This is a genomic window from Neptuniibacter sp. SY11_33 (assembly GCF_047778025.1).
GTDB lineage: Bacteria > Pseudomonadota > Gammaproteobacteria > Pseudomonadales > Balneatricaceae > Neptuniibacter.
Map to the genome: position 1 here is coordinate 3,490,352 of NZ_CP180543.1, position 25,889 is coordinate 3,516,240.

Genomic DNA, 25,889 nt, shown 5'->3' on the forward strand with positions numbered 1-25,889 from the left:
CCCTTAGGCGCCAGCTTTAACAGCTGGTTTAACGATTACGTTACCGCCAGTTGCGCCTGGAACAGCACCTTTGATCAACAACAGGTTACGTTCAGCGTCTACGCGAACAACTTCTAGGGTCTGCACAGTTACCTGAGCATTACCCATTTGACCTGCCATCTTCTTGCCTTTCCAAACACGACCAGGAGTCTGACATTGACCAATAGAACCCGGAGCACGGTGAGAAAGAGAGTTACCGTGAGTCGCGTCTTGCATGGAGAAGTTCCAGCGTTTAACACCACCCTGGAAACCTTTACCTTTAGACTGACCTGTTACGTCAACTTTCTGACCAGCTTCGAAGCGCGCAACTGTTAGCTCGTCGCCAACGTTGACTTCGTCGCCACCCGACAGGCGGAACTCCCACAAACCACGACCAGCTTCAACACCAGCTTTTGCAAAATTACCAGCTTCTGGCTTAGAAAGGCGGTTAGCCTTCTTAGCACCAGTAGTAACCTGCACTGCTTGGTAGCCGTCGGTTTCTTCTGTTTTCACAGCAGTAACACGGTTCGGTTCCACTTCGATGACGGTGACTGGCACGGATACGCCGTCTTCATTGAAGACGCGAGTCATACCCGCTTTACGTCCGATAAGACCTACAGACATTTTCTTTTAAAACCTCTTGCCAGTTGTGTACGGGGCTGTTACCCACTACGGCTGCCCTTTCCAGAGCATTCCACAATAAAAAAGCGCTTCATTAATTAAAATTAATTCTGCGCAGTTGCCTTTTAGCCGAGGCTGATCTGCACTTCAACACCCGCAGCAAGATCTAGCTTCATCAATGCGTCAACTGTTTTTTCAGTTGGCTCAACGATGTCTAGAACACGCTTATGTGTACGGATTTCATACTGATCACGCGCATCTTTGTTTACGTGAGGTGAAATCAGAACAGTGTAGCGTTCTTTGCGAGTAGGAAGTGGGATCGGACCTCGTACTTGAGCGCCAGTTCTCTTTGCAGTATCTACGATTTCCTGCGCAGAAGAGTCGATCAAGCGATGATCAAAGGCTTTCAGACGAATACGAATTTTCTGATTCTGCATTTCGATCACACATTTCCAAAAAATAATTTTACGGCATACGCCGACCTCCCCCTACTATGAGGGGGACGCAAATTCTACTTATGTCACTTGCGAAGGTCAACAGTAAGCACGATTAATTTGTACAATTAACAAACAATCTATACTCACCTCTACAATCCGTACATTAAGCAGGCACAAAAAAGCCCTCACAAGGAGGGCTTTTTCAAATCAAAGAGTATCAATTACTCAACGATTTTAGATACAACGCCAGCACCTACAGTACGGCCACCTTCACGAATCGCGAAACGTAGACCTTCTTCCATTGCTACTGGGTTGATTAGTGTAACGTCCATTTGAACGTTATCACCAGGCATTACCATTTCTACACCCTCTGGAAGCTCACACGCACCAGTGATGTCAGTTGTACGGAAGTAGAACTGTGGACGGTAACCTTTGAAGAATGGAGTGTGACGACCGCCTTCTTCTTTGGATAGTACGTATACTTCACCCTCGAAACGAGTGTGAGGAGTGATAGAACCTGGAGCTGCTAGTACTTGACCACGCTCAACTTCTTCACGCTTAGTACCACGTAGTAGAACACCAACGTTCTCACCAGCACGGCCTTCATCAAGAAGCTTACGGAACATCTCAACACCAGTACAAGTAGTAGTCGTAGTTTCTTTAATACCTACGATTTCAACTTCTTCACCAACCTTGATGATGCCGCGCTCAACACGACCAGTTACTACAGTACCACGACCCTGGATAGAGAATACGTCCTCGATAGGCATGATGAATGCACCGTCGATAGCACGCTCTGGCTCTGGAATGTAAGAATCTAGAGTTTCAACTAGAGTCTTAACAGCAGTAGTACCAAGCTCATTGTCGTCTTCGCCGTTTAGGGCCATTAGAGCAGAACCTGGGATAATTGGAGTGTCATCACCTGGGAATTCGTACTGGTCTAGAAGCTCACGAAGCTCCATTTCAACCAATTCTAGCATCTCAGCGTATTCTTCAGAGTCAGCACCACCACAGTCTTCTGCTAGTAGGTCTGCTTTGTTTAGGAATACTACGATGTAAGGTACACCTACCTGACGAGATAGTAGGATGTGCTCACGAGTCTGTGGCATTGGACCATCAGTCGCACCACATACAAGGATCGCGCCGTCCATCTGTGCAGCACCAGTGATCATGTTCTTAACATAATCGGCGTGACCTGGGCAGTCTACGTGCGCGTAATGACGCTCTGGAGAATCATACTCAACGTGAGAAGTTGCGATTGTGATACCACGCTCACGCTCTTCTGGAGCGTTGTCGATACCATCAAATGCAACAGCGTCACCGCCCCATACTTCTGCGCATACGCGAGTTAGAGCTGCTGTTAGTGTAGTTTTACCGTGGTCAACGTGGCCGATTGTACCAACGTTAACGTGCGGTTTAGAGCGTTCAAATTGTTCTTTAGCCACGTCTAATACCTCTATAAGCCATATACGGCAAATAAATAATTAAGTGAAATTGATTACAGCGTCAGCGACATTTTTTGGCGCTTCACCGTACTCATAAAACTCCATCGAATAAGTAGCACGACCCTGAGTCGCTGAACGAAGATCAGTTGCATAACCGAACATTTCACCCAACGGAACCAATGCATTAATAGTCTTACCCGAAGAACTGTCTTCCATACCCTGAACAAGACCTCGACGACGATTAAGGTCACCCATAACATCGCCCATGTAATCTTCAGGTGTTACAACTTCAACTTTCATGACAGGCTCAAGCAAGCATGGTTCAGCGTCTTGAGCAAACTTCTTCAATGCTTGAGAAGCTGCAATCTTAAACGCCATCTCATTGGAGTCAACGTCATGAAATGAACCATCGTACAGTCGAGCCTTCAAACCGATTAGCGGATAGCCAGCAATAACGCCGTTATGCATCTGCTCCTCGATACCCTTCTGTACAGCAGGTATAAATTCCCTTGGGATAGCACCACCAACGATCTCATTGATGAATTCCAACCCTTCTTCATCTGAAGGAGAAAATTCAACTACAACATGACCATATTGTCCGCGACCACCTGATTGACGAACAAACTTGTGATTTGCATCGACAGGCTTTTTAATCTTCTCGCGGTATGCCACCTGAGGTTTACCGATATTAGCTTCAACCTTAAATTCTCGCTTCATACGATCAACAAGAATATCAAGGTGTAACTCACCCATACCGGAAATAATAGTTTGACCAGTCTCTTTATCTGTCTCTACTTGGAATGACGGATCTTCCTGAGCCAATTTACCCAGCGCGATACCCATTTTTTCCTGATCAGCTTGAGACTTCGGCTCTACAGCAACCGAAATAACTGGTGCAGGGAACTCCATGCGCTCCAAGATAATTTTATCTTCAGCGTCACACAAAGTATCACCTGTTGTTACATCCTTCATACCAATCAGAGCAGCGATATCGCCTGCGCGAACCTCTTTAATCTCTTCACGGTTATTTGAATGCATTTGTACCATTCGCCCTACACGTTCTTTTTTGCCTTTAACAGAGTTAAAAACTCCATCGCCAGACTTAAGCACACCGGAGTAAACACGCACAAAAGTAAGCGTACCAACAAAAGGATCCGTAGCTATTTTAAACGCAAGAGCAGCAAAAGGCGCATCATCATCAGCATGACGTTCTGCTACTGTTTCATCTTTATCGTCCAATGTACCCTCAATCGCTTTTACTTCGATTGGGGATGGCATAAATTCGACAACAGCATCAAGTACAGCTTGAACACCCTTATTCTTAAATGCAGAACCAGCCTGCATAAGAACAATATCATTATCCAAGGTACGTGCGCGCAAACCTTGCTTTATCTCGTCAAGGGACAGCTCACCTTCTTCAAGGTACTTATCCATCAACTCGTCATTTGCTTCAGCTGCAGCTTCAACCAACTGCTCGTGCAGTTCATCCGCTTTAGCCTGCAAATCAGCTGGAATATCTTCCAGCTCATATGTCATACCCTGATCAGCCTCATTCCACATAATGGCTTTCATGCGAATCAGGTCAACCACACCAACAAAGTTCTCTTCCGAGCCGATCGGGAAGTTAATTGGTACGGCATTGGCACCAAGCCGCTCTTTGAGCTGCTCAACAACCATGAAGAAATCAGCTCCGATTCGGTCCATCTTATTGACGAACACCATACGAGGCACTTCATACTTGTTTGCTTGGCGCCATACTGTTTCAGTCTGAGGCTGAACACCTGAGGAAGCACATAGCACAACTACAGCACCATCTAGCACACGCAACGAACGCTCTACTTCGATAGTGAAGTCAACGTGTCCTGGTGTATCAATGATATTAATTCGATGATCTTCGAATTGCTGATTCATGCCTTTCCAGAAACAAGTAGTCGCAGCAGACGTGATAGTAATACCACGCTCCTGCTCCTGTTCCATCCAGTCCATGGTTGCTGCACCATCGTGAACTTCACCGATCTTATGGGAAAGACCGGTGTAGAACAGTACTCGCTCAGTAGTAGTCGTTTTACCGGCATCAACATGCGCACAAATACCTATGTTACGGTAACGTGCGATTGGAGTTTTACGAGCCACGACTTAATCCTCAGTAGTATCTTAGAAACGGTAGTGAGCGAATGCTTTGTTCGCTTCAGCCATGCGATGCACGTCTTCACGCTTCTTAACTGCAGCACCACGGCCTTCAGCAGCATCCATCAACTCGCCTGCTAGACGCAGAGCCATTGATTTCTCACCGCGACCACGAGCAGAGTCAACAGCCCAACGCATAGCTAGAGCCATACGACGAGCAGGACGCACTTCTACAGGTACTTGGTATGTAGCACCACCTACACGGCGAGATTTAACCTCTACCGCTGGCTGGATTGCTTCTAGCGCTTTTTCGAACAACTCAATCGGATCCTGATCGGAACGCTCTTGAATTTTATCTAGCGCACCGTATACGATCTTCTCAGCTACAGATTTCTTACCATGAACCATTACATGGTTAATGAACTTAGCAAGAACTGTGCTTCCGAATTTTGGATCCGGTAAAATTTCGCGCTTTGCAGCGACGCGTCTTCTAGGCATTGATAAGCCCTCAATTAATTAAAAGGTCTTCAGGTATCCCAAGCAAAAGATGCTAGGCCTTACTCTTACCGTGTATTCAGTACGGTATTTAGGGAACTAAATACTGTACTGGGACGACGATTAAGACTTAGGACGCTTAGCACCGTACTTAGAACGGCCTTGCTTACGCTCATTAACACCTGAGCAATCCAGTGCGCCACGAACTGTGTGATAGCGAACACCTGGAAGGTCCTTAACACGACCACCACGAATAAGAACAACACTGTGCTCCTGCAAGTTGTGACCTTCACCACCAATGTAGGAAGCAACTTCGAAGCCGTTGGTCAAACGAACACGACATACTTTACGTAGTGCAGAGTTCGGTTTTTTCGGAGTAGTGGTGTAAACACGGGTACAAACGCCACGACGCTGAGGACAAGCCTGCAATGCACGAACATCGCTTGGCTGAACTTTGCGTTTACGTGGTTTACGTACCAGCTGGTTAATCGTTGCCATTAAGCAAACTCCACGTTTTGATTTAACACCATAAAAAAATTGGATCTATTGAATCCAATCACAAAGGGGCCGGAATTTTAATCAATTCCGGCCCTAAACGTCAAATACTGGATACTATTTATTCAATATTTTCGAATAAATCTTTATTCAGCATCTGGCATTGAAGCATTTAACGCTTCTGTCAACGCCTGCTGAACTTCTTCAGCACTTACTGACACGGACTCACCTTCAGCAGGTTGAGCACGTTTGCGCTTACGCTCTTCATGGTAAGCAAGACCTGAACCCGCTGGGATCAGACGACCTACTACCACGTTTTCTTTCAGGCCTCGCAGGAAGTCCTGCTTGCCTGTTACCGCACCTTCCGTTAGAACTCGAGTCGTTTCCTGGAAGGATGCTGCTGAGATGAAGGACTCAGTAGCCAGAGATGCTTTAGTAATACCCAATAGTACACGATCGTACTTAGCTGGGATCTTACCAGCAGCTTCTAGCTCTTCGTTCTCTGCCAATACAGCCTGATATTCAACCTGATCGCCTGGGATGAAGGTAGAATCACCCGCAGATACGATCTCAACTTTACGCAGCATCTGACGAACAATTACTTCGATGTGCTTATCGTTGATGCCTACACCCTGTAGACGGTATACGTCCTGGATCTCACCAGTAATGTATTTCGCCAACTCCTCTACGCCCAGTACGCGTAGAATGTCATGCGGGTTAGACGGACCGTCAGAAACAACCTCACCCTTCTCAACGTGCTCACCTTCGAACACGTTTAGGTTACGCCATTTCTGGATCATTGTTTCGTGTGGCTCTGCATCACTAGGAGAGATCACCAGACGTTTTTTGCCTTTAGTCTCTTTACCGAAGCCGATTAGACCAGAAACTTCTGCAAGAATTGCAGATTCTTTCGGTTTACGCGCTTCGAATAGATCTGCAACTCGTGGCAGACCACCGGTGATATCCTTGTTCACGGTACCTTCTTGAGGAATACGCGCAAGAACGTCACCTACTTGTACTTCAGCGCCATCGCTAAGGTTCATGATCGCTTTAGCTGGTAGAAGATACTGCGCTGCAGAATCTGTACCCGGATGCATTACTTCATTACCTTTAGCATCCAACAGCTTGAACATAGGACGGATATCTTTACCAGCCGCTGGACGATCTTTAACGTCCAAGACCTCGGTTGTAGATAGACCTGTCAGCTCATCAGTCTGGCTTTTAACGGTAATACCGTCTTCCATACCTGATAGCTCAACCTTACCCGCCACCTCAGAGATGATTGGGTGAGTATGCGGATCCCAGTTAGCTACGATATCGCCCGCTTCAACAGAGCTACCGTCTTTAACTTTGATCACAGAACCGTATGGAAGCTTGTAACGCTCACGCTCACGACCGTGCTCATCAGTCACACCCAGCTCACCAGAACGAGAAGTCGCAACCAACGCACCATCTGGGCGTTCTACAAACTTAAGGTTGTGAAGACGAATTTCACCGCCGTTCTTAACCTGAATGCTATCTACAGCAGCTGCTCGAGATGCCGCACCACCGATGTGGAACGTACGCATTGTTAGCTGTGTACCCGGCTCACCGATTGACTGTGCAGCGATAACACCGACTGCCTCACCTGGGTTAACCAAGTGACCACGACCTAGATCACGACCGTAGCAGCTTGCACAGATACCGTGACGTGTACGACATGTGATCGCACTACGCACGATAATCTCATCAATAGAAGAGTACTTTTCATCGTTTTCTAGACGATGCTTCCACGCCTCATCGATTAGCGTGCCCGCTTCGATTAGAACTTCTACACCTTGAGGATCTAGAACATCAACAGCCACTGTACGACCTAGTACACGATCGCCCAGCGCAACTACTACGTCACCGCCTTCGATCAGAGGCACCATCACAAGACCTTCTTCAGTACCACAATCATGCTCTGTGATAACTACGTCTTGCGCTACGTCTACTAGACGACGTGTTAGGTAACCGGAGTTCGCCGTTTTCAATGCCGTATCGGCTAGACCCTTACGAGCACCGTGAGTCGAGATAAAGTACTGAAGTACGTTTAGACCTTCACGGAAGTTCGCTGTGATCGGTGTTTCGATGATCGAGCCATCCGGCTTAGCCATTAGACCACGCATACCCGCCAACTGACGAATCTGTGCAGCACTACCACGGGCACCGGAATCGGCCATCATGTATACAGAGTTGAAAGATTCCTGTTCGGACTCTTCACCCTCTTTTGTAACAACCGGCTCAGTCTTCAAGTTATCCATCATCTTCTTAGCCAACAATTCGTTAGCACGAGACCAGATATCGATAACTTTGTTGTATTTCTCACCCTGAGTTACCAAACCATCAGCGAACTGACGCTCGATATCCATTACCTCAGCTTCTGCTTCATCGATAATAGTTGTCTTCTCAGCTGGAATTTCGAAGTCGTTAACACCGATAGAAACACCAGACATAGTTGCCTGACGGAAGCCCATGTACATCAGTTGGTCAGCAAAGATAACTGTATCTTTCAAACCACAGCGACGGTACGCTTCGTTAAGAAGGCGAGAGATCGCTTTCTTCTTCATCGGCTGGTTAACAAGCTCGTAAGGCAGACCTGCAGGAACGATTGCGAACAACAAAGCACGACCGGCTGTTGTTTCTTTCATTTCAGTAATCGTTTCTAGGTTACCTTCAATGTCACGAATGCTTTCAGTAACACGTACTTTGATCTTCGCTTGAAGATCTAGCTGACCTGCACCTTGTGCACGCTGAATCTCTTCGATGTCGGCAAACACCATGCCTTCACCTTTAGCATTCACACGCTCACGAGTCATGTAGTAAAGACCCAATACAACGTCCTGTGAAGGTACGATGATCGGCTCACCATTGGCAGGTGATAGTACGTTGTTTGTAGACATCATCAACGCACGCGCTTCCAACTGAGCTTCAATAGTCAGAGGAACGTGTACAGCCATCTGGTCACCGTCGAAGTCGGCGTTGTATGCCGCACAAACTAGCGGGTGAAGCTGAATAGCTTTACCTTCGATCAGTACCGGTTCAAATGCCTGGATACCAAGACGGTGAAGTGTTGGAGCACGGTTAAGTAGTACTGGGTGCTCACGGATTACTTCGTCTAGGATATCCCAAACTAATGCTTCTTCACGCTCAACCATCTTCTTAGCCGCTTTGATTGTAGTCGCGTGACCACGAAGCTCTAGCTTAGAGAAGATGAATGGCTTAAATAGTTCAAGTGCCATCTTCTTAGGAAGACCACACTGGTGTAGACGTAGGTATGGACCTACTACGATTACAGAACGGCCAGAGTAGTCAACACGCTTACCTAGAAGGTTTTGACGGAAACGACCCTGTTTACCTTTGATCATATCAGCCAAAGATTTTAGAGGACGCTTGTTAGAACCAGTAATCGCACGACCACGACGGCCGTTATCTAGCAATGCATCAACAGATTCCTGCAACATACGTTTTTCGTTACGTACGATGATATCTGGAGCATTAAGGTCAAGTAGACGCTTAAGACGGTTGTTACGGTTGATAACACGACGGTATAGATCATTAAGATCAGAAGTCGCGAAACGACCGCCATCTAGCGGCACTAATGGACGAAGATCTGGCGGAAGTACTGGTAGTACCTCAAGGATCATCCACTCAGGCTTGTTGCCTGACTTGTAGAAAGCTTCTAATAGCTTAAGACGCTTAGAAAGCTTCTTGATCTTAGTTTCAGAGTTAGTCTGCGGTAGTTCTTCACGCAGCTGATTAACTTCTTCTTCAAGTTCAATAGAAGACAATAGCTCTTTAACAGCTTCGGCACCCATACGTGCGTCGAAGTCATCACCGAACTCTTCTAGCGCTTCAAAGTACTGCTCATCGTTCAGTAGCTGACCGCGCTCAAGCGTAGTCATGCCTGGATCGATCACTACGAAAGATTCGAAGTATAGAACACGTTCGATATCACGCAGCGTCATATCCAGCATCAAACCGATACGGGATGGCAGAGACTTAAGGAACCAAATGTGCGCTACAGGAGAAGCTAGTTCAATGTGTGCCATACGCTCACGACGAACTTTAGCTAGCGTTACTTCTACGCCACACTTCTCACAGATAACACCACGGTGTTTCATGCGCTTATACTTACCGCACAAGCACTCGTAGTCTTTTACTGGGCCAAAGATTTTGGCACAGAATAGACCTTCACGTTCTGGCTTGAACGTACGGTAGTTAATGGTTTCCGGCTTTTTAACTTCACCGTACGACCATGAACGGATCATTTCCGGAGAGGCCAAGGTGATCTTGATAGAGTCGAACTCTTCAGATTGGCCCTGTGTTTTCAGCAGATTCAGCAGATCTTTCATTCTTTCAAGCTCCTAACGGAGTTCTTGCTTGAGGCCGCCCGAAGGCGACCCCCGCCTGGTATACAGTTTTGTGCTTATTCGGATTCGAGCTCGATGTCGATACCCAGAGAACGAATCTCTTTAATAAGTACGTTGAAGGATTCCGGCATACCCGGCTCCATACGGTGATCGCCGTCGACGATGTTCTTATACATCTTCGTACGACCGTTCACGTCATCGGACTTAACTGTAAGCATCTCTTGTAGAGTATATGCAGCACCGTATGCTTCTAGTGCCCACACCTCCATCTCACCGAAACGCTGACCACCGAACTGCGCCTTACCACCCAGCGGTTGCTGCGTAACAAGACTATAAGAACCAGTAGAACGCGCGTGCATTTTGTCGTCTACCAAGTGGTTCAGTTTCAGCATGTACATGTAACCAACAGTTACAGGACGGTCAAACTTATTGCCGGTACGGCCGTCAAACAACGTTGACTGACCTGTGTCGCTCAAACCTGCTAGACGTAGTAGAGATTTCAATTCAACCTCTTTCGCACCGTCAAAGGCAGGTGTAGCTAGAGGTACACCACCACATAGGTTTTTAGCCAGTTCTAGAATCTCGTCATCAGAGAAACTGTCTAGATCTTCTGTGCGGCTGTTCATGCCAGCACCCAGATCTGCATTATAGATCTGATCTAGGAAGCTACGAATCTCAGTTACTGTCTCAGTACGCTCGCGCTCCTGATCCAGCATCTCATTGATACGACGACCTAAGCCTTTCGCAGCCATACCCATGTGTGTCTCAAGGATCTGACCTACGTTCATACGAGACGGTACACCCAGTGGGTTCAGCACGATATCTACTGGCTCACCGTTTTCATCGTATGGCATGTCTTCTACAGGCATGATTACAGAGATAACACCCTTGTTACCGTGACGACCCGCCATCTTGTCACCAGGCTGTACGCGACGCTTAGTAGCAACGTAAACCTTAACAATCTTAAGGACGCCAGGTGCAAGATCATCACCTGTCTGTAGCTTGCTCTTCTTATCTTCGAAACGCTTATCTAGAGATTCTTTACGATCTTCAAGCTGCTTCTGAGCTAGCTCTAGCTGCTCAACTGCATTTTCATCAGAAACGCGGATGTTGAACCAATCAGATTTAGACAAACCAGCTAGGAATTCAGCTGTAATCTCTTCACCTTTCTTCAGACCAGCACCACCGTCAGCTTTCAAGCCAACAAGTACACGACCTAGTCGTTCGAAAGTTGCTTGCTCTACGATGCGCAGCTCTTCATTAAGATCCTTGCGAATCGCATCAAGTTCAGACTTCTCAATAGACAGTGCACGCTCATCTTTCTGAACGCCATCACGTGTAAATACTTGTACGTCGATAACTTTACCAACTGTACCTGTTTTAACACGCAGAGATGTATCTTTAACATCAGATGCTTTTTCACCGAAGATAGCACGCAGTAGCTTTTCTTCTGGCGTTAGCTGGCTTTCACCTTTAGGTGTTACTTTACCTACAAGGATATCACCTGGGCCTACTTCCGCACCGATGTGAACGATGCCTGCTTCATCAAGCTTAGCTAATGCAGACTCACCAACGTTTGGAATATCTGATGTAATCTCTTCAGAACCCAACTTCGTATCACGTGCCACACAGGTTAGTTCCTGAATATGAATCGTAGTGAAACGATCTTCCTGAACTACACGCTCGGAAATTAGGATCGAGTCCTCGAAGTTGTAACCATTCCAAGGCATGAAGGCGATACGCATGTTTTGACCAAGTGCTAGCTCACCCATATCAACGGATGGGCCATCAGCCATAACATCGCCAACTTTAACAGTATCACCAGGATTAACGATAGAACGCTGGTTGATACATGTATTTTGGTTGGAACGTGTGTATTTAGTCAGGTTGTAGATATCTACACCTGCATCGCCCGCTGTCACTTCGTCGTCGTTTACACGAACAACGATGCGGCTCGCATCTACAGACTCAATCAGACCACCGCGACGTGCTACAACACATACACCGGAGTCTTGAGCTACGTTACGCTCGATACCTGTACCTACTAGCGGCTTATCAGCACGTAGTGTTGGTACAGCCTGACGTTGCATGTTCGATCCCATCAATGCACGGTTGGCATCATCGTGCTCTAGGAATGGAATCAAAGATGCCGCAACAGATACAACCTGACGTGGAGATACGTCCATATACTGGACTTTATCAGGCGACATTACCGTTGTTTCATTTAGGTGACGAACTGTTACAAGCTCATCCAACAGGCGACCTTCGTCATCCATCGTTGCAGATGCCTGTGCGATTACGAAGGTGTTTTCTTCAATCGCGGATAGATAATCAAGCTCATCTGTTACTTTATCATCAACAACACGACGGTACGGTGTTTCTAGGAAACCGTAATCGTTTGTACGCGCAAACGTTGCCAAAGAGTTGATCAAACCGATGTTTGGACCCTCAGGCGTTTCAATTGGACATACGCGACCGTAGTGAGTTGGATGTACGTCACGAACCTCGAAGCCCGCACGTTCACGCGTTAGACCACCGGGACCTAATGCAGAAACACGACGCTTGTGAGTCACTTCTGAAAGCGGGTTGTTCTGGTCCATAAACTGAGACAGCTGAGAAGAACCAAAGAACTCTTTAATAGCAGCCGCTACAGGTTTAGCGTTGATCAGATCCTGAGGCATCAAGTTATCTGATTCAGCCATGCTTAGACGTTCACGTACAGCACGTTCAACACGAACCAGACCTACACGGAACTGATTTTCTGCCATTTCACCAACAGAACGGATACGACGGTTACCCAAGTGATCGATATCGTCCACGGTACCTTTACCGTTACGGATATCAATCAAGGTTTTCATAACCTCAAGAATATCTTCTTTGTCCAGTACGCCAGAACCAGTAACTGCTTCACGTCCTAAGCGACGGTTGAACTTCATACGACCAACTGCAGAAAGGTCGTAACGCTCTTCAGCGAAGAATAAGTTCTCAAATAACGCTTCAGCAGATTCTTTTGTTGGCGGCTCACCAGGACGCATCATACGGTAGATTTCTACCAACGCTTCTAACTGGTTACGCGTAGGATCGTTACGTAGCGTATCGGAGATGAAAGGACCACAATCCAGGTCATTCGTGTACAGAGTTTCGAACTCAGTGATATTTGCAGCACGAAGCTGTTCAACCAGTTCTTCTGTAATCTCAGCGTTACAACCACAGATCAACTCACCTGTAGATGGATCAATAACGTCTTTTGCAATTGCCTTACCAGCCAAGTACTCCATTGGTACTTCAAGCTGTTCCATATTGGCTTTTGCCATCTGACGGATGTGGCGAGGCGTGATACGGCGACCCGCTTCTACAATCACATTACCTTCAGGGTCTTTCACTTCAAAAGACAGCGTTTCACCACGTAGACGATCAGCAACCAACTTCATGTTGATTGTTTCAGACGTCAAAGCCCAAGCCGTGTTATCGAAGAAGATATCTAGGATCTCTTCAGCTTGGTAACCCAAAGCGCGTAGCAGGATAGTTGCAGGCAGCTTACGACGACGGTCAATACGTACGAACAGGCTATCTTTTGGATCAAATTCAAAGTCCAACCAAGAGCCACGGTAAGGAATCACTCGCGCGGAGTAAAGAAGCTTACCGGAAGAGTGTGTTTTACCTTTATCGTGATCAAAGAACACACCTGGCGAACGGTGCAACTGAGATACGATTACACGCTCAGTACCGTTAACTACGAAAGTTCCGTTTTCAGTCATCAAAGGCATTTCGCCCATGTAGACTTCTTGCTCCTTGATATCTTTTACGGCTTTGTTGCTGGATTCACGGTCATAAATAACCAGACGAACTTTCACACGCAGAGGCGCTGCGTATGTAATACCGCGTATCTGACACTCTTTTACGTCAAATACAGGCTCACCCAAACGGTAGCCAACATATTCTAGAGATGCATTTCCAGAATAGGACACGATTGGGAAGACGGAGTTAAATGCCGCATGCAGACCAGCATCTAAACGATCTGCTGCTTCAACCCCTGTCTGCAAAAACTTTTTATAGGAGTCAAGCTGAATTGCCAGCAAGTAAGGCACATCCATTACTTGCGGTAATTTACCGAAGTCCTTACGGATGCGTTTCTTTTCAGTGTATGAATAAGCCATCAGTGTTCCCCAGCAAGTGCACCAAATTATAAGCAGGCCGAAAACCCGTTCCGGACTGTGTTACCGCTATTTATTTGCTGTCTATAAATAACGGAAAAAGGCCGGTGGCATATAGCCACCAGCCGTCAGCACTTCGAACAGAAATCTGTTCGGATTAGCATGAAGTTATTACTTAACTTCAACAGAAGCGCCAGCTTCTTCCAGTGCTTTCTGAAGTTCTTCAGCTTCTTCTTTGCTAACGCCTTCTTTAACAGCAGCTGGAGCGCCGTCAACGATGCCTTTAGCTTCTTTCAGGCCAAGACCTGTAGCGCCACGAACTGCTTTGATTACGTTAACTTTCTTATCGCCAACAGCAGTTAGGATAACGTCAAATTCAGTTTTCTCTTCAGCTGCACCAGCGTCGCCGCCAGCTGCACCACCTGCAACAACAGCAGCAGCTGCAGTTACACCGAATTTTTCTTCCATTGCTTCGATAAGAACAACAACGTCTTTTATAGACATTTCAGCAATTGCGTTTAGGATATCTTCGTTAGTCAGAGACATTTCTATATTCCTGATATTTGTAAGCCCGAGGGCTCATTAAAACTTGTATAAATAAAGTTGCGTAAAAACTTACGCCGCTTCTTCTTTCTGGTCGCGAACTGCCGCAATAGTACGAACAAGTTTGCCCGCTGCAGCTTCTTTCATGCAAGCCATCAGCTTCGCAATTGCTTCGTCGTATGTAGGCAAGCTTGCTAGCATAGCCACGTCTACAACTTCGCCTTCGAATGCTGCTGCTTTCAGTTCAAAGTTCTCATTGTCTTTCGCAAAGTTCTTCAGGATACGAGCGCCAGCGCCCGGGTGTTCCTGAGAGAAAGCAATGATACTTGGACCTTTGAAAGTGTCCTGTAGGCATGCATAGTCAGTGCCTTCAACTGCGCGTTTAGCAAGCGTGTTACGTACAACTTTAAGCCATACGCCGTTTTCACGAGCTTCTTTACGCAGTGCAGTCATATCGCCCACTTCAACGCCGCGGGAATCCGCAACAACAGCAGACAGAGCACTTGATGCAGCTTCCTGGACTTCAGCGACGATCGCTTTTTTATCTTCGAGTCCTAATGCCACGATTTACTCCTGGAGTAGTCTTTCGACTTATTACCAACCGCCTCATTACTGAGGCTTTCCGAGTACGGTGGTTTGATTCAAATACAGAATCTCACCGTCTGCGCAGGCTGGTTTAGCCCATTAAGATAAGGAAACCCTTATCACCTGCGGTCTTTGACGGCCTTCATCTCTGTGTAACAGGTACAGAAGACCCTCAAAAAACCTTTCATGTCGATTAAACTTCTAGAGAAGCCTGATCAACTAGTAGACCTGGACCCATAGTGGTCGACAGAACTACTTTTTTCAGATACACGCCTTTAGCAGAAGCTGGCTTCAGCTTCTTAAGGTCAGCAACTAGCGCTTCGATGTTCTGCTTGATAGCAGCCGCTTCGAAGTCAGCCTTACCAACACCCGCGTGGATGATACCGTTCTTGTCAGTACGGAAACGAACCTGACCAGCTTTAGCATTGTTCACTGCAGTAACAACATCTGGAGTTACTGTGCCAACTTTAGGGTTAGGCATTAGACCACGTGGACCTAGAACCTGACCAAGCTGACCAACAACACGCATTGCGTCTGGAGTTGCAATAACAACACCAAAGTCCAGGTCACCACCTTTCATCTGCTCTGCCAGATCTTCGAAACCAACAACGTCAGCACCTGCAGCTTTTGCTTTTTCAGCGTTTTCGCCTTGAGCAAATACAGCTACACGAACATCGTTACCAGTACCGTTTGGCAGTACAGTAGAACCACGAACAACCTGATCAGATTTACGCGGATCAACACCAAGGTTTACAGCAACATCAACTGTTTCTTTGAACTTAACAGTAGAAAGTTCAGACAATAGAGAAACAGCATCATCAATTGAGTATGCTTTGCCTGCTTCTACTTTTTCAGCGATAAGCTTTTGACGCTTAGTTAACTTAGCCATTACTCTTCACCCTCAGCAACTAGACCCATGCTACGTGCAGTACCAGCGATAGTACGACAAGCTGCATCCATATCAGCGGCAGTTAGATCAGGCATCTTAACTGTAGCGATCTCTTCCAATTGAGCGCGAGTAACAGTACCCACTTTCTCTGTATTTGGACGACCAGAACCACTCTTAAGGCCTGCAGCTTTCTTAAGAAGAACTGCTGCTGGAGGTGTTTTAGTGATAAAAGTAAAGCTACGATCAGCATAAACAGTAATTACAACAGGAACCGGCAAACCGTTTTCCATGCTCTGAGTTTGAGCATTGAACGCTTTACAGAATTCCATGATGTTAACACCATGCTGACCTAGTGCAGGACCTACTGGTGGTGACGGGTTAGCGCCGCCGGCAGGAACTTGCAGCTTGATATAAGCTTCAATTTTCTTAGCCATTTTTATTTAACTCCTAGTGGGTTCAAACGCCTTGCAGCTCCCCATTTTCTCAAGACAGAAAAACCCCAGCTCTCGCTGAGGTTATTCCTTAAAACTCTAAATCAGGCTTTTTCGACCTGACCAAAATCCAATTCAACCGGTGTAGATCGACCGAAAATCAACACTGCCACCTGCAGCTTGTTCTTCTCGTAGTTAATCTCTTCAACCACACCGTTAAAGTCAGCAAATGGCCCATCGATAACTCGAACCATCTCACCCGGCTCGAACACAGTCTTCGGACGCGGCTTATCAACACCACTCTCAACTCGACTTAGGATCTCATTTGCTTCTGCTTCTGTGATCGGTGCAGGATTGCCCGCTGTACCACCAATAAACCCAAGAACATGCGGCGTATTCTTAACCAAGTGCCAGCTTTCATCATTCATATCCATGTGAACTAACACATAACCAGGATAGAACTTACGCTCAGATTTACGTTTCTTACCGTCACGGATTTCAACAACCTCTTCGGTAGGCACTAAAACCTCTCCAAAAAGATCCTGCATAGAGTGCAGTTCAATTCGTTCTTTCAGCGTATTCATTACACGCTTTTCGTACCCGGAGTACGCATGAACAACATACCAACGCTTAGACATGCTTATCAGCCTCTTAACCTATTGCTCCAGATACTAACCAGCTCAACAACGAGTCAAGCCCCCACAACGCCAAACCCATAATCAGAACCACAACCACAACAATCGCTGTTGTCTGCGCTGTTTCTTGACGTGTCGGCCATACAACCTTGCGAATTTCCTGCTTTGCTTCTTTAAACAAAGTAAAAAACGCTTTCCCTTTTGCTGTCTGCAGAGAAATAAAACCTGCAATCAACGCTAACACAAGCAGTGCAACCACACGGTAGAACAAAGACTGATCTGCGTATACAGAGTTACCTACAACGCCCGCAGTAACAATCGCTACTACAGCGACCCATTTAAGGGCGTCAAACTTTGAACCTTCGGAATTCACTTTGGCATTCACGCTTAGGGCCTCAGGATTACTTAAAAATAGCTTGTGCTTGATGCCATCTCAGAGAAGAGATGGCAGGCCAGGAGGGACTCGAACCCCCAACCTGCGGTTTTGGAGACCGCTGCTCTGCCAATTGAGCCACTGGCCTACTACATAATAGGGAGGCGTATTGTATAAGCCTCCCCATCAGTTGGCAATACCTAATTGTTGATTTTATTCAACAATTTTAGATACAACGCCAGCACCTACAGTACGGCCACCTTCACGAATCGCGAAACGCAGACCTTCTTCCATTGCTACTGGGTTGATTAGTGTAACGTCCATTTGAACGTTATCACCAGGCATTACCATTTCTACACCCTCTGGAAGCTCACACGCACCAGTGATGTCAGTTGTACGGAAGTAGAACTGTGGACGGTAACCTTTGAAGAATGGAGTGTGACGACCGCCTTCTTCTTTGGATAGTACGTATACTTCACCCTCGAAACGAGTGTGAGGAGTGATAGAACCTGGAGCTGCTAGTACTTGACCACGCTCAACTTCTTCACGCTTAGTACCACGTAGTAGAACACCAACGTTCTCACCAGCACGGCCTTCGTCAAGAAGCTTACGGAACATCTCAACACCAGTACAAGTAGTAGTCGTAGTTTCTTTAATACCTACGATTTCAACTTCTTCACCAACCTTGATGATGCCGCGCTCAACACGACCAGTTACTACAGTACCACGACCCTGGATAGAGAATACGTCCTCGATAGGCATGATGAATGCACCGTCGATAGCACGCTCTGGCTCTGGGATGTAAGAATCTAGAGTTTCAACTAGAGTCTTAACAGCAGTAGTACCAAGTTCATTGTCGTCTTCGCCGTTTAGGGCCATTAGAGCAGAACCTGGGATGATTGGAGTGTCATCACCTGGGAATTCGTACTGGTCTAGAAGCTCACGAAGCTCCATTTCAACCAATTCTAGCATCTCAGCGTATTCTTCAGAGTCAGCACCACCACAGTCTTCTGCTAGTAGGTCTGCTTTGTTTAGGAATACTACGATGTAAGGTACACCTACCTGACGAGATAGTAGGATGTGCTCACGAGTCTGTGGCATTGGACCATCAGTCGCACCACATACAAGGATCGCGCCGTCCATCTGTGCAGCACCAGTGATCATGTTCTTAACATAATCGGCGTGACCTGGGCAGTCTACGTGCGCGTAATGACGCTCTGGTGAATCATACTCAACGTGAGAAGTTGCGATTGTGATACCACGCTCACGCTCTTCTGGAGCGTTGTCGATACCATCAAATGCAACAGCGTCACCGCCCCATACTTCTGCGCATACGCGAGTTAGAGCTGCTGTAAGAGTAGTTTTACCGTGGTCAACGTGGCCGATTGTACCAACGTTAACGTGAGGTTTTGAGCGTTCAAATTGTTCTTTAGCCATCAGTCTGTCCAGTGCAAATTAATTTACAAAGCGCCAAATATAACAAAGGGCAGATATATTACTATATCTACCCTAAAAAAAATAATTCTGGAGCTCAAGAGCGGAATTGAACCGCCGACCTCACCCTTACCAAGGGTGTGCTCTACCCCTGAGCTACTTGAGCTTAGTCTCACTTGGAGCGGGTAGCGGGAATCGAACCCGCCTCTTCAGCTTGGAAGGCTGAGGTAATAGCCACTATACCATACCCGCCTTGCTGTGAATGGTGGTGAGGGGTGGATTCGAACCACCGAAGCTTACGCGTCAGATTTACAGTCTGATCCCTTTGGCCACTCGGGAACCTCACCAACAATTTCAAAACTTCACTGACCTATGAGATGGTGCCGGCACCAAGAGTCGAACTCGGGACCTACTGATTACAAGTCAGTTGCTCTACCAACTGAGCTATACCGGCGTCTCAATGAAGTGGCGCGTATATTACCACCGCCTCAGGGCTTTGCAACCCTTTTACACAACTTTTTTTCAATTTTTATAAAAGAATAGTTTTCTTTAACTATTTCTTTGATTTTATTGGATAAATTTCGATCAATTGGTGCATCCATCGTAACAATATAGTGCTTTTTGTTAGATTCACGCATTTCTATGCGACTATCAATTTCTATCCTTGAAAGCGCCGTAACTTGCTCTACTGCTGATTCTTTAGTTCGATAGCCTTCAAGACTGTATTCAAAATCGAGTAACTCATCGCCGACTTCGCTCAATTTCTGCTTTTCTAGATAATCCATTAAAGCCAATCGCTTCTCTAGATCCTGCGGTAAGGAGATCACTATCACATAGTCTGTAGCTACAGTATCAATTACTTTATATTCTGCTTGGCCGCCCAAACCCACTATAAATTGAGTGACAGCTGCCGCTTTTACATCAGAATCAAAACCAGTGAACCAAATACACTCTTTCTGATCAGCACTATCGACTTTCAATCTATCTAAGGTACTTTGATCCATCTCAGCAACCAGTTTTAATGTACTCAACTGCTGGGGTGTATCAGAAATTTCATTAGCTTCTGGCTCTAGCTGTATAGAATGCCAAAACAGTAATACTGCATTGGCCAATAAAAGAAACAGAAATAGCCAACGAAACATATCTAATTCAACGCCCAAGCCAAACCATCTAAGACCAAATCAGGCTCTAACTGCCCACACCCCGCCATCTTGTAGAACAATTCGCCATCACCACCTGTTATATAGAGCGCGCTATGCTCAATATTCAGATCAGTCACAATTTTTTCCACTAAAGCAGCAAAGGCGAAATCAATACCGTTAGACACGGCTGAATTTGTATCTTTGCCCGGCTCAGGGTTAAAGGACTTAATTGAATGATCTACTAGAATTTCAGATGTATTTTCTAACAGACCTTTTTGCATCAACCTCAGGCCCGGAATGATATGACCACCTATATGCTGGCCCGCGCGATCAACGTGATCGACTGTAATTGCACTTCCACAATCAACCACACAACAAGCACCACCCGTTTTTTTAAAGGCCGCCAACATAGCCAACCAACGATCAACCCCCATCCGCTGTGGATCGACATAGCTATTTTTTAACCCAGCTTGCTCTGCTGTTGTTTTAGCAAATAAAGGTTCGACCTGCTCTAGCGCTTTGAAGATTGCTTTCAGTTGCAGGTTTACCTCTTTACCTGCAACTGACGTCACTCTGATTTTTGAAAATTTTTTCGACCAGCTTTCCGGAATTGATTGTTCGCCTAATCCCCGCGTTAACAGCTTACCTCGAACACCATTATGTTCGAGCACTCGCCACTTTATAAACGTATTGCCAGCATCTATTTCAAGAATCATAAGTTTCGCTGAACACTCACTTCTCCACCATGAAAAGCCTGCACGCCAGATGGCGTTTGTAGTAATAATGCACCGGAAGTATCAATACCGTTGCAAATACCCTCTACCACCTTCTCACCAACCTGTAATGCAATCTCTTTATTCTGCATCGCATGATAGGATTGCCATTCATCAACCCATGCAGCAAAGCCTGTGCGTTCAAACTCTTCAAGTCTTACTACCAGCTGATTAATAACTTCGGCTAATAGTCGATTACGGCTTACTTCAGTACCAGCAATAGTTTTAAGATCCGTCCAAGGTTGATCGATATCTTCGGCCTGTTCTTTTGGCATATTCACATTCATACCAACACCAATAATTACTTGGCATTGACCGGACGCCTCTCCATTTAGCTCAATCAAGATCCCTGCGAGTTTTTTGCCTTGGTAAAGCAGGTCGTTTGGCCATTTCAGCTCAACCCCATCAACCGAGAGTGTTTCCAATGCTTTAACAAGAGAAAGGCCTATCAGCAAACTCAAACCTTCAAGTGCCGCTGCACCCTGTTCAAATCGCCATACCAATGAGAAATATAGATTGCGAGCAAAAGGACTCACCCAGTTGCGACCACGTCGACCACGACCCTCTGTCTGCTGCTCAGCAACAAACAAACGCCCATGACAATCTCCCCGCTGAGACTCCTTCATAGCCATCTCATTAGTAGAGGCGATGGTTAACGGAATTTCCGGGCATTTAATTAGCCCAGCAATATCCGGGCGCAAAGCAGATCTAATCTGCTCATAATCCAATAGTTCTACACCACCCGGGACACGATAACCTCGGCCTTTAACACTGTAGACTTCAAGACCGCTTTCTTCGATACGGCGTATATGTTTCCAGATCGCACTACGGCTGATTCCAATTTCCTCTCCTAATTCTCGACCGGAGTGAAATTTTCCATCAGCTAGAATAGACAACAACGAACGGAGCGTCATACTACTTTGCCTTCTTTAAATTTTGTCTAAAACAATAAAGCTATAGTTGTATGGGTTAGGTCCTTCTGCAGAGAAATCGTCTCTACCCACTTCTTTCCAATTCTCTCGCGCAAATTCAGGGAACCAAGCATCCCCTTCTATTTCTGCATCAACTTCTGTCAGATATAAACGGTCAGCCTTCTCTATCGCTTGCGCATAAATCTGACCGCCGCCAATGACCATCGCCTCGGATGCGCCATCGATCATTGCTACACTTTCAGCCATATCAATAGCCGCTTCTAGACTAGAAACAACTTTGACACCTTGAGGCGCATAAGATTCCTGCCTAGAGATAACGATATTGGTTCGCCCAGGTAATGGACGACCTATAGACTCATAGGTATTTCGCCCCATGATAATCGGCTTACCCATAGTCACTTGTTTAAAGTAACGTAGATCTTCAGGTAAGTGCCATGGCAGCTTATTGTTAACGCCAATCACTCGATTTTTAGCTTGTGCAACAATAATTGCTAAGTTCATCGAAACTCCTAATCGACTTATATCGCTAAGATATTAAGCATCATTTTATATTCTTACCAAAAATACTTAACATTCGGTAACATAATCTCACTGAATTTAAACACAGGGTTAAGCACAAACCAATGAGACAATACCTAGATCTGTGCCAAAGAATTATCGATGAAGGCGTTTGGGTAGAAAACAAACGCACAGGCAAACGCTGCCTTACCGTCATTAATGCTGATTTAACTTATGATGTCGGCCAAGGGCAGTTCCCTATGGTGACTACGCGTAAGTGCTTTTACAAATCAGCGATTGCAGAGATGCTTGGCTATCTCCGCGGTTATGATAACGCAGCAGATTTTCGCAAGATTGGCACCAAAACATGGGATGCCAATGCCAACGATAATGCTGAGTGGCTAGCCAACCCATATCGCAAGGGTGAAGATGATTGCGGTTTCATATACGGCAAAGTAGGCAGAAACTTCCCAAAGCCCGATGGCGGCAGCATCGATCTATTGCGCAAAATTGTGGATAACCTATCAAACGGGATTGATGATCGTGGTGAGATCTATACTTTCTATCACCCGGGCGCCTTCCACATGGGTTGCTTACGACCTTGCATGTATAGCCATCACTTCTCACTGTTAGGCGATACACTTTACCTAAACAGCACTCAGCGAAGCTGCGATGTACCATTAGGTCTGACGTTTAATATGGTACAGGTGTACTTCTTACTAGCGATCGTAGCGCAGATCACCGGTCACAAACCGGGCAAGGCTTATCACAAGATCGTGAATGCCCATATTTATGAAGACCAGATTGAGTTAATGCGCGATGTGCAGCTCAAACGTGAGCCGTTACCGTTGCCGACGTTTAAGATCAATCCAGATATCAAAACGCTGGAAGATTTGGAAACATGGGTAACCGTTGATGACTTTGAAGTTGAAGGCTATCAGCACCACGACCCTATTCAGTATCCCTTCTCAGTTTAAATCAGACAATAAAAAAGAGGCCTATTTGGCCTCTTTTTTTATGCTCAATTTCATCCCCGCTTGTAAGCAAGCCCAACCAAGAACAACCCCAACAGGATCATTGGCAAAGAAAGCAACTGCCCCATAGTTAGCCACTCAAAAGCGATAAACTGAAGATGCGCATCTGGTTCGCGCACAAACTCCACTAAAGACCGGAACAAGCCATAGAGCAGAAGAAATAAACCAGACACCGCCATTTTCGGTCGCGGTTTAGATGAGAACCACCAAAGCACCACGAATAACACGAGGCCTTCCAGCGCAAATTCATACAGCTGAGAGGGATGACGAGGTAGATCTCCACCGCGAGGGAAGACGACTCCCCAAGGGCCATCCGTTACACGCCCCCACAGCTCACCACCAATAAAATTACCAATACGGCCTGCACCTAAACCAATCGGCACCAAAGGAGCGACAAAATCAGTCATGGTAAAGAGGGATTTACCGTGTTTTCGGCCAAACAGATACATAGCCGCGATAACGCCGAGTAAACCTCCGTGGAAAGACATTCCCCCTTCCCAGACAGCAAACAGCCAAAGCGGATCTTGCAGGAAGCGATCAAGGTGATAAAACAGGACATACCCCATTCGACCACCTAATACCACGCCCATAGCGCCCCAGAAGATCAGATCGGATATCTGCTCTTCAGTCCATCCCGATCCAGGCAAACGCGCACGCTTTACACCTAGCCACCAAGCTGCAGCAAAGCCGATCAAGTACATCAGACCATACCAATGAATCTGCAATGGCCCGACATCCAATGCGATCGGGTTAATTTCATGAACCCACACAGCGCTACTCCTAAACTAGGTTACTGATTAAGAAACGCAGTCCTACACAGAATAAAAAGACTGCAAAAATCCGCTTTAAAACTGGTCCCGGCAGGCTGTGCGCCCATTTAGCACCAAACTTAGCAAAATAAGAACTGGTCAAAACAATACCTGCAAATGCAGGTAGGTAGACGTAACCTGCACTCCAATCAGGCATATCAGCATTACCCCAACCTTCCCAAACATTGGTTAGAGCCGCCATTACCGCAATAGGAAGGCCACAGGCAGCCGATGTAGCAACAGCTTGCTGCATCTGCACTCGCCCCCAAGTGAGGTAAGGCACGGTTAGGGTTCCACCACCAATACCAAAAATACTGGAGAGCCAACCAATTACACCACCTGAGATAACAAAAGATTTGGTACTCGCCGATTTTTCACCCGCATCAGGCTTTAAGCTCAACGCCATCTGGATCGAAACTAAAATAGCAAAGCTTCCCAATGCAATTTGCAGCCATTCACCGGTCATTTGCCCCGCTGTTTTAACACCAAGAAATGCGCCCAATAGAATACCGGCCGTTAAAGGCTTAAAAATATCCCAACGGACCGCGCCTTTGCTGTTATGTGCCATCGTAGAACTGATCGAAGTCACCACTATCGTCGCTAAAGAGGTGGCAACCGCCGCATGAGTTAGCACACTAGGCGCCATCCCCTGCAATTCAAAGCAAAAGACCAATACCGGCACGATCAACAGACCACCACCAATACCAAATAAGCCGGCAACAACCCCTGCTGCTGCGCCTAAAATTAAATAGGTAAGAATTGTGATCAGCATCTTTTATCCTTTACTCTGCCTTTGTGCAATTTGCACTTACAATAAAAACGATCGCTATATTACCCAATTAATGGCCTATTACCTATGTGCTTAATAACATTCGCGTATAAGACCCACCCTAAATACTCTCTGATTTTACTCGCCAATCGCGATGAGTTTTTTCAAAGAACGAGCCAAGCAATGCATTTTTGGCCCGATCAGGCTCACGTGCTTGCCGGAAGGGATCTAGAACAGATGGGCACTTGGTTGGGCATTAACAAGGAAGGAAAGTTCTCTGCCGTAACCAATTTTCGTGACGGCAATAACATGGCCAAATCAAAAAAATCTCGAGGTGAGCTTACAGCCAATTTTTTAACTGGCCCTCACGATGCGAAAAGCTATTTAGCGCAATTGGAGAAAGCAAAATCGCAATACGGCGATTTTAATCTGCTTACCGGTGACAAAACTGGACTTTACTATTGCTCTAACCGCGGAGGTCAAACACAGCAATTAAAGCCAGGCGTATACGGTATGAGCAATGCGCTTTTAGATACACCATGGCCAAAGCTCAGCCAAGTAAAACAGGCACTATCAGATACAATCGAAAGTGAGATTATTTCTGAGCGGGTTTTGTTTGAGATTATGCTTAACGATCAACGCGCCGCAGACGAAAACCTGCCCGACACCGGCGTACCTATTGAATGGGAAAGACTGCTCTCTTCTAGCTTTATTAGATCCGAGACTTATGGCACTAGAGCCATAACCCTCCTTCTACAAAAGCCAGATGGATACACAACAGTTGTCGAACAAGGGTATGATTATAATGGGCCGTTAGAAAGAAGTGAGTATCAACTTACTTTGCCAGCCTTAGGGTAGT

General features: G+C 46.3%; 23 protein-coding genes and 5 tRNA genes. 2 read left to right on the plus strand and 26 right to left on the minus strand.

What is annotated here, in order from left to right:
- Window positions 1-3 precede the first annotated feature (3 nt).
- The 24 genes from rplC to folA form a co-directional block, all read right to left on the minus strand.
- Window positions 4-642, minus strand: a complete 639-nt coding sequence (rplC, locus tag ACMXYV_RS16610) for a 50S ribosomal protein L3 (protein WP_415889530.1) — start codon at window positions 640-642, stop codon at window positions 4-6.
- 122 nt (window positions 643-764) lie between these two features.
- The gene (rpsJ, locus tag ACMXYV_RS16615) at window positions 765-1,076 is read right to left on the minus strand and encodes a 30S ribosomal protein S10 (RefSeq protein WP_075174125.1); all 312 of its coding nucleotides are present in this window, start codon (window positions 1,074-1,076) and stop codon (window positions 765-767) included.
- Between the two features lie 221 nt (window positions 1,077-1,297).
- Complete coding sequence (gene tuf / locus ACMXYV_RS16620) at window positions 1,298-2,521, minus strand: elongation factor Tu (RefSeq protein ID WP_415882739.1); 1,224 nt, start codon at window positions 2,519-2,521, stop codon at window positions 1,298-1,300.
- A gap of 39 nt (window positions 2,522-2,560) precedes the next feature.
- Window positions 2,561-4,654: an elongation factor G gene (gene fusA / locus ACMXYV_RS16625; protein WP_415889531.1), complete on the minus strand. Its 2,094-nt coding sequence runs from the start codon at window positions 4,652-4,654 to the stop codon at window positions 2,561-2,563.
- Window positions 4,655-4,675: 21 nt separating this feature from the next.
- Window positions 4,676-5,146: a 30S ribosomal protein S7 gene (gene rpsG / locus ACMXYV_RS16630; protein WP_415889532.1), complete on the minus strand. Its 471-nt coding sequence runs from the start codon at window positions 5,144-5,146 to the stop codon at window positions 4,676-4,678.
- Window positions 5,147-5,266: 120 nt separating this feature from the next.
- On the minus strand, window positions 5,267-5,641 hold the full coding sequence (gene rpsL / locus ACMXYV_RS16635) for a 30S ribosomal protein S12 (RefSeq protein ID WP_007021369.1): 375 nt from the start codon (window positions 5,639-5,641) through the stop codon (window positions 5,267-5,269).
- 143 nt (window positions 5,642-5,784) lie between these two features.
- Window positions 5,785-10,011, minus strand: a complete 4,227-nt coding sequence (gene rpoC, locus ACMXYV_RS16640) for a DNA-directed RNA polymerase subunit beta' (RefSeq protein ID WP_415889533.1) — start codon at window positions 10,009-10,011, stop codon at window positions 5,785-5,787.
- Window positions 10,012-10,085: 74 nt separating this feature from the next.
- Complete coding sequence (rpoB, locus tag ACMXYV_RS16645) at window positions 10,086-14,186, minus strand: DNA-directed RNA polymerase subunit beta (protein ID WP_415889534.1); 4,101 nt, start codon at window positions 14,184-14,186, stop codon at window positions 10,086-10,088.
- A 168-nt stretch (window positions 14,187-14,354) separates the two neighbouring features.
- Window positions 14,355-14,729 carry a 50S ribosomal protein L7/L12 gene (gene rplL / locus ACMXYV_RS16650; protein ID WP_415889535.1) on the minus strand — a complete coding sequence of 125 codons (375 nt, stop codon included), beginning with the start codon at window positions 14,727-14,729 and terminating at the stop codon, window positions 14,355-14,357.
- Between the two features lie 69 nt (window positions 14,730-14,798).
- Window positions 14,799-15,290, minus strand: coding sequence for a 50S ribosomal protein L10 (gene rplJ, locus ACMXYV_RS16655; RefSeq protein WP_415889536.1), 492 nt, complete (start codon window positions 15,288-15,290; stop codon window positions 14,799-14,801).
- 214 nt (window positions 15,291-15,504) lie between these two features.
- Complete coding sequence (rplA, locus tag ACMXYV_RS16660; protein ID WP_415889537.1) at window positions 15,505-16,200, minus strand: 50S ribosomal protein L1; 696 nt, start codon at window positions 16,198-16,200, stop codon at window positions 15,505-15,507.
- Window positions 16,200-16,634, minus strand: a complete 435-nt coding sequence (gene rplK / locus ACMXYV_RS16665; protein ID WP_415889538.1) for a 50S ribosomal protein L11 — start codon at window positions 16,632-16,634, stop codon at window positions 16,200-16,202. Before rplK ends, rplA begins: the two co-directional genes overlap by 1 nt.
- Window positions 16,635-16,735: 101 nt before the next feature.
- Window positions 16,736-17,269 carry a transcription termination/antitermination protein NusG gene (gene nusG, locus ACMXYV_RS16670; protein WP_415882746.1) on the minus strand — a complete coding sequence of 178 codons (534 nt, stop codon included), beginning with the start codon at window positions 17,267-17,269 and terminating at the stop codon, window positions 16,736-16,738.
- A gap of 13 nt (window positions 17,270-17,282) precedes the next feature.
- Window positions 17,283-17,651 carry a preprotein translocase subunit SecE gene (gene secE / locus ACMXYV_RS16675; protein WP_415886134.1) on the minus strand — a complete coding sequence of 123 codons (369 nt, stop codon included), beginning with the start codon at window positions 17,649-17,651 and terminating at the stop codon, window positions 17,283-17,285.
- A gap of 60 nt (window positions 17,652-17,711) precedes the next feature.
- Window positions 17,712-17,787 (minus strand) — tRNA-Trp (locus ACMXYV_RS16680).
- 65 nt (window positions 17,788-17,852) lie between these two features.
- Window positions 17,853-19,076 carry an elongation factor Tu gene (tuf, locus tag ACMXYV_RS16685; RefSeq protein WP_415882739.1) on the minus strand — a complete coding sequence of 408 codons (1,224 nt, stop codon included), beginning with the start codon at window positions 19,074-19,076 and terminating at the stop codon, window positions 17,853-17,855.
- An 88-nt stretch (window positions 19,077-19,164) separates the two neighbouring features.
- Window positions 19,165-19,239, minus strand: a tRNA-Thr gene (locus tag ACMXYV_RS16690).
- A gap of 11 nt (window positions 19,240-19,250) precedes the next feature.
- Window positions 19,251-19,325: transfer RNA gene (locus ACMXYV_RS16695), tRNA-Gly, on the minus strand.
- Between the two features lie 11 nt (window positions 19,326-19,336).
- Window positions 19,337-19,420: transfer RNA gene (locus ACMXYV_RS16700), tRNA-Tyr, on the minus strand.
- Window positions 19,421-19,451: 31 nt separating this feature from the next.
- Window positions 19,452-19,527 (minus strand) — tRNA-Thr (locus ACMXYV_RS16705).
- Window positions 19,528-19,561: 34 nt separating this feature from the next.
- Window positions 19,562-20,215, minus strand: a complete 654-nt coding sequence (locus ACMXYV_RS16710) for a hypothetical protein (protein WP_415889539.1) — start codon at window positions 20,213-20,215, stop codon at window positions 19,562-19,564.
- Between the two features lie 2 nt (window positions 20,216-20,217).
- Window positions 20,218-20,931: a type III pantothenate kinase gene (locus ACMXYV_RS16715; RefSeq protein WP_415889540.1), complete on the minus strand. Its 714-nt coding sequence runs from the start codon at window positions 20,929-20,931 to the stop codon at window positions 20,218-20,220.
- Window positions 20,928-21,902 (minus strand): bifunctional biotin--[acetyl-CoA-carboxylase] ligase/biotin operon repressor BirA, encoded by a 975-nt coding sequence (birA, locus tag ACMXYV_RS16720; RefSeq protein WP_415889541.1) that lies wholly within the window; start codon window positions 21,900-21,902, stop codon window positions 20,928-20,930. Before birA ends, ACMXYV_RS16715 begins: the two co-directional genes overlap by 4 nt.
- A gap of 15 nt (window positions 21,903-21,917) precedes the next feature.
- Entirely contained in the window at window positions 21,918-22,421 is a 504-nt protein-coding gene (gene folA / locus ACMXYV_RS16725; protein WP_415889542.1) for a type 3 dihydrofolate reductase, read from the minus strand.
- 122 nt (window positions 22,422-22,543) lie between these two features.
- Between folA and ACMXYV_RS16730 the strand changes: the two genes are divergently transcribed.
- On the plus strand, window positions 22,544-23,395 hold the full coding sequence (locus ACMXYV_RS16730; RefSeq protein WP_415889543.1) for a thymidylate synthase: 852 nt from the start codon (window positions 22,544-22,546) through the stop codon (window positions 23,393-23,395).
- Between the two features lie 50 nt (window positions 23,396-23,445).
- Here ACMXYV_RS16730 and lgt read toward each other — a convergent pair whose 3' ends face one another.
- Window positions 23,446-24,222: a prolipoprotein diacylglyceryl transferase gene (gene lgt, locus ACMXYV_RS16735; RefSeq protein ID WP_415889544.1), complete on the minus strand. Its 777-nt coding sequence runs from the start codon at window positions 24,220-24,222 to the stop codon at window positions 23,446-23,448.
- 10 nt (window positions 24,223-24,232) lie between these two features.
- Window positions 24,233-25,033, minus strand: coding sequence for a sulfite exporter TauE/SafE family protein (locus ACMXYV_RS16740; RefSeq protein ID WP_415889545.1), 801 nt, complete (start codon window positions 25,031-25,033; stop codon window positions 24,233-24,235).
- 84 nt (window positions 25,034-25,117) lie between these two features.
- Between ACMXYV_RS16740 and ACMXYV_RS16745 the strand changes: the two genes are divergently transcribed.
- Window positions 25,118-25,888 carry an NRDE family protein gene (locus ACMXYV_RS16745; protein ID WP_415889546.1) on the plus strand — a complete coding sequence of 257 codons (771 nt, stop codon included), beginning with the start codon at window positions 25,118-25,120 and terminating at the stop codon, window positions 25,886-25,888.
- The last annotated feature ends 1 nt before the right edge of the window (window position 25,889 follow it).

What these genes read in the sequence shown, in the direction of transcription:
- folA (WP_415889542.1), bottom strand. Translation starts at nt 22,421, where the DNA reads ATGAACTTAGCAATTATTGTTGCACAAGCTAAAAATCGAGTGATTGGC.
- rpoC (WP_415889533.1), bottom strand. Translation starts at nt 10,011, where the DNA reads ATGAAAGATCTGCTGAATCTGCTGAAAACACAGGGCCAATCTGAAGAG.
- rplC (WP_415889530.1), bottom strand. Translation starts at nt 642, where the DNA reads ATGTCTGTAGGTCTTATCGGACGTAAAGCGGGTATGACTCGCGTCTTC.
- ACMXYV_RS16710 (WP_415889539.1), bottom strand. Translation starts at nt 20,215, where the DNA reads ATGTTTCGTTGGCTATTTCTGTTTCTTTTATTGGCCAATGCAGTATTA.
- birA (WP_415889541.1), bottom strand. Translation starts at nt 21,902, where the DNA reads ATGACGCTCCGTTCGTTGTTGTCTATTCTAGCTGATGGAAAATTTCAC.
- ACMXYV_RS16715 (WP_415889540.1), bottom strand. Translation starts at nt 20,931, where the DNA reads ATGATTCTTGAAATAGATGCTGGCAATACGTTTATAAAGTGGCGAGTG.
- ACMXYV_RS16745 (WP_415889546.1), top strand. Translation starts at nt 25,118, where the DNA reads ATGTGCTTAATAACATTCGCGTATAAGACCCACCCTAAATACTCTCTG.
- rpoB (WP_415889534.1), bottom strand. Translation starts at nt 14,186, where the DNA reads ATGGCTTATTCATACACTGAAAAGAAACGCATCCGTAAGGACTTCGGT.
- rplL (WP_415889535.1), bottom strand. Translation starts at nt 14,729, where the DNA reads ATGTCTCTGACTAACGAAGATATCCTAAACGCAATTGCTGAAATGTCT.
- ACMXYV_RS16740 (WP_415889545.1), bottom strand. Translation starts at nt 25,033, where the DNA reads ATGCTGATCACAATTCTTACCTATTTAATTTTAGGCGCAGCAGCAGGG.
- rpsL (WP_007021369.1), bottom strand. Translation starts at nt 5,641, where the DNA reads ATGGCAACGATTAACCAGCTGGTACGTAAACCACGTAAACGCAAAGTT.
- ACMXYV_RS16730 (WP_415889543.1), top strand. Translation starts at nt 22,544, where the DNA reads ATGAGACAATACCTAGATCTGTGCCAAAGAATTATCGATGAAGGCGTT.
- rplK (WP_415889538.1), bottom strand. Translation starts at nt 16,634, where the DNA reads ATGGCTAAGAAAATTGAAGCTTATATCAAGCTGCAAGTTCCTGCCGGC.
- rpsJ (WP_075174125.1), bottom strand. Translation starts at nt 1,076, where the DNA reads ATGCAGAATCAGAAAATTCGTATTCGTCTGAAAGCCTTTGATCATCGC.
- tuf (WP_415882739.1), bottom strand. Translation starts at nt 19,076, where the DNA reads ATGGCTAAAGAACAATTTGAACGCTCAAAACCTCACGTTAACGTTGGT.
- rpsG (WP_415889532.1), bottom strand. Translation starts at nt 5,146, where the DNA reads ATGCCTAGAAGACGCGTCGCTGCAAAGCGCGAAATTTTACCGGATCCA.
- nusG (WP_415882746.1), bottom strand. Translation starts at nt 17,269, where the DNA reads ATGTCTAAGCGTTGGTATGTTGTTCATGCGTACTCCGGGTACGAAAAG.
- rplA (WP_415889537.1), bottom strand. Translation starts at nt 16,200, where the DNA reads ATGGCTAAGTTAACTAAGCGTCAAAAGCTTATCGCTGAAAAAGTAGAA.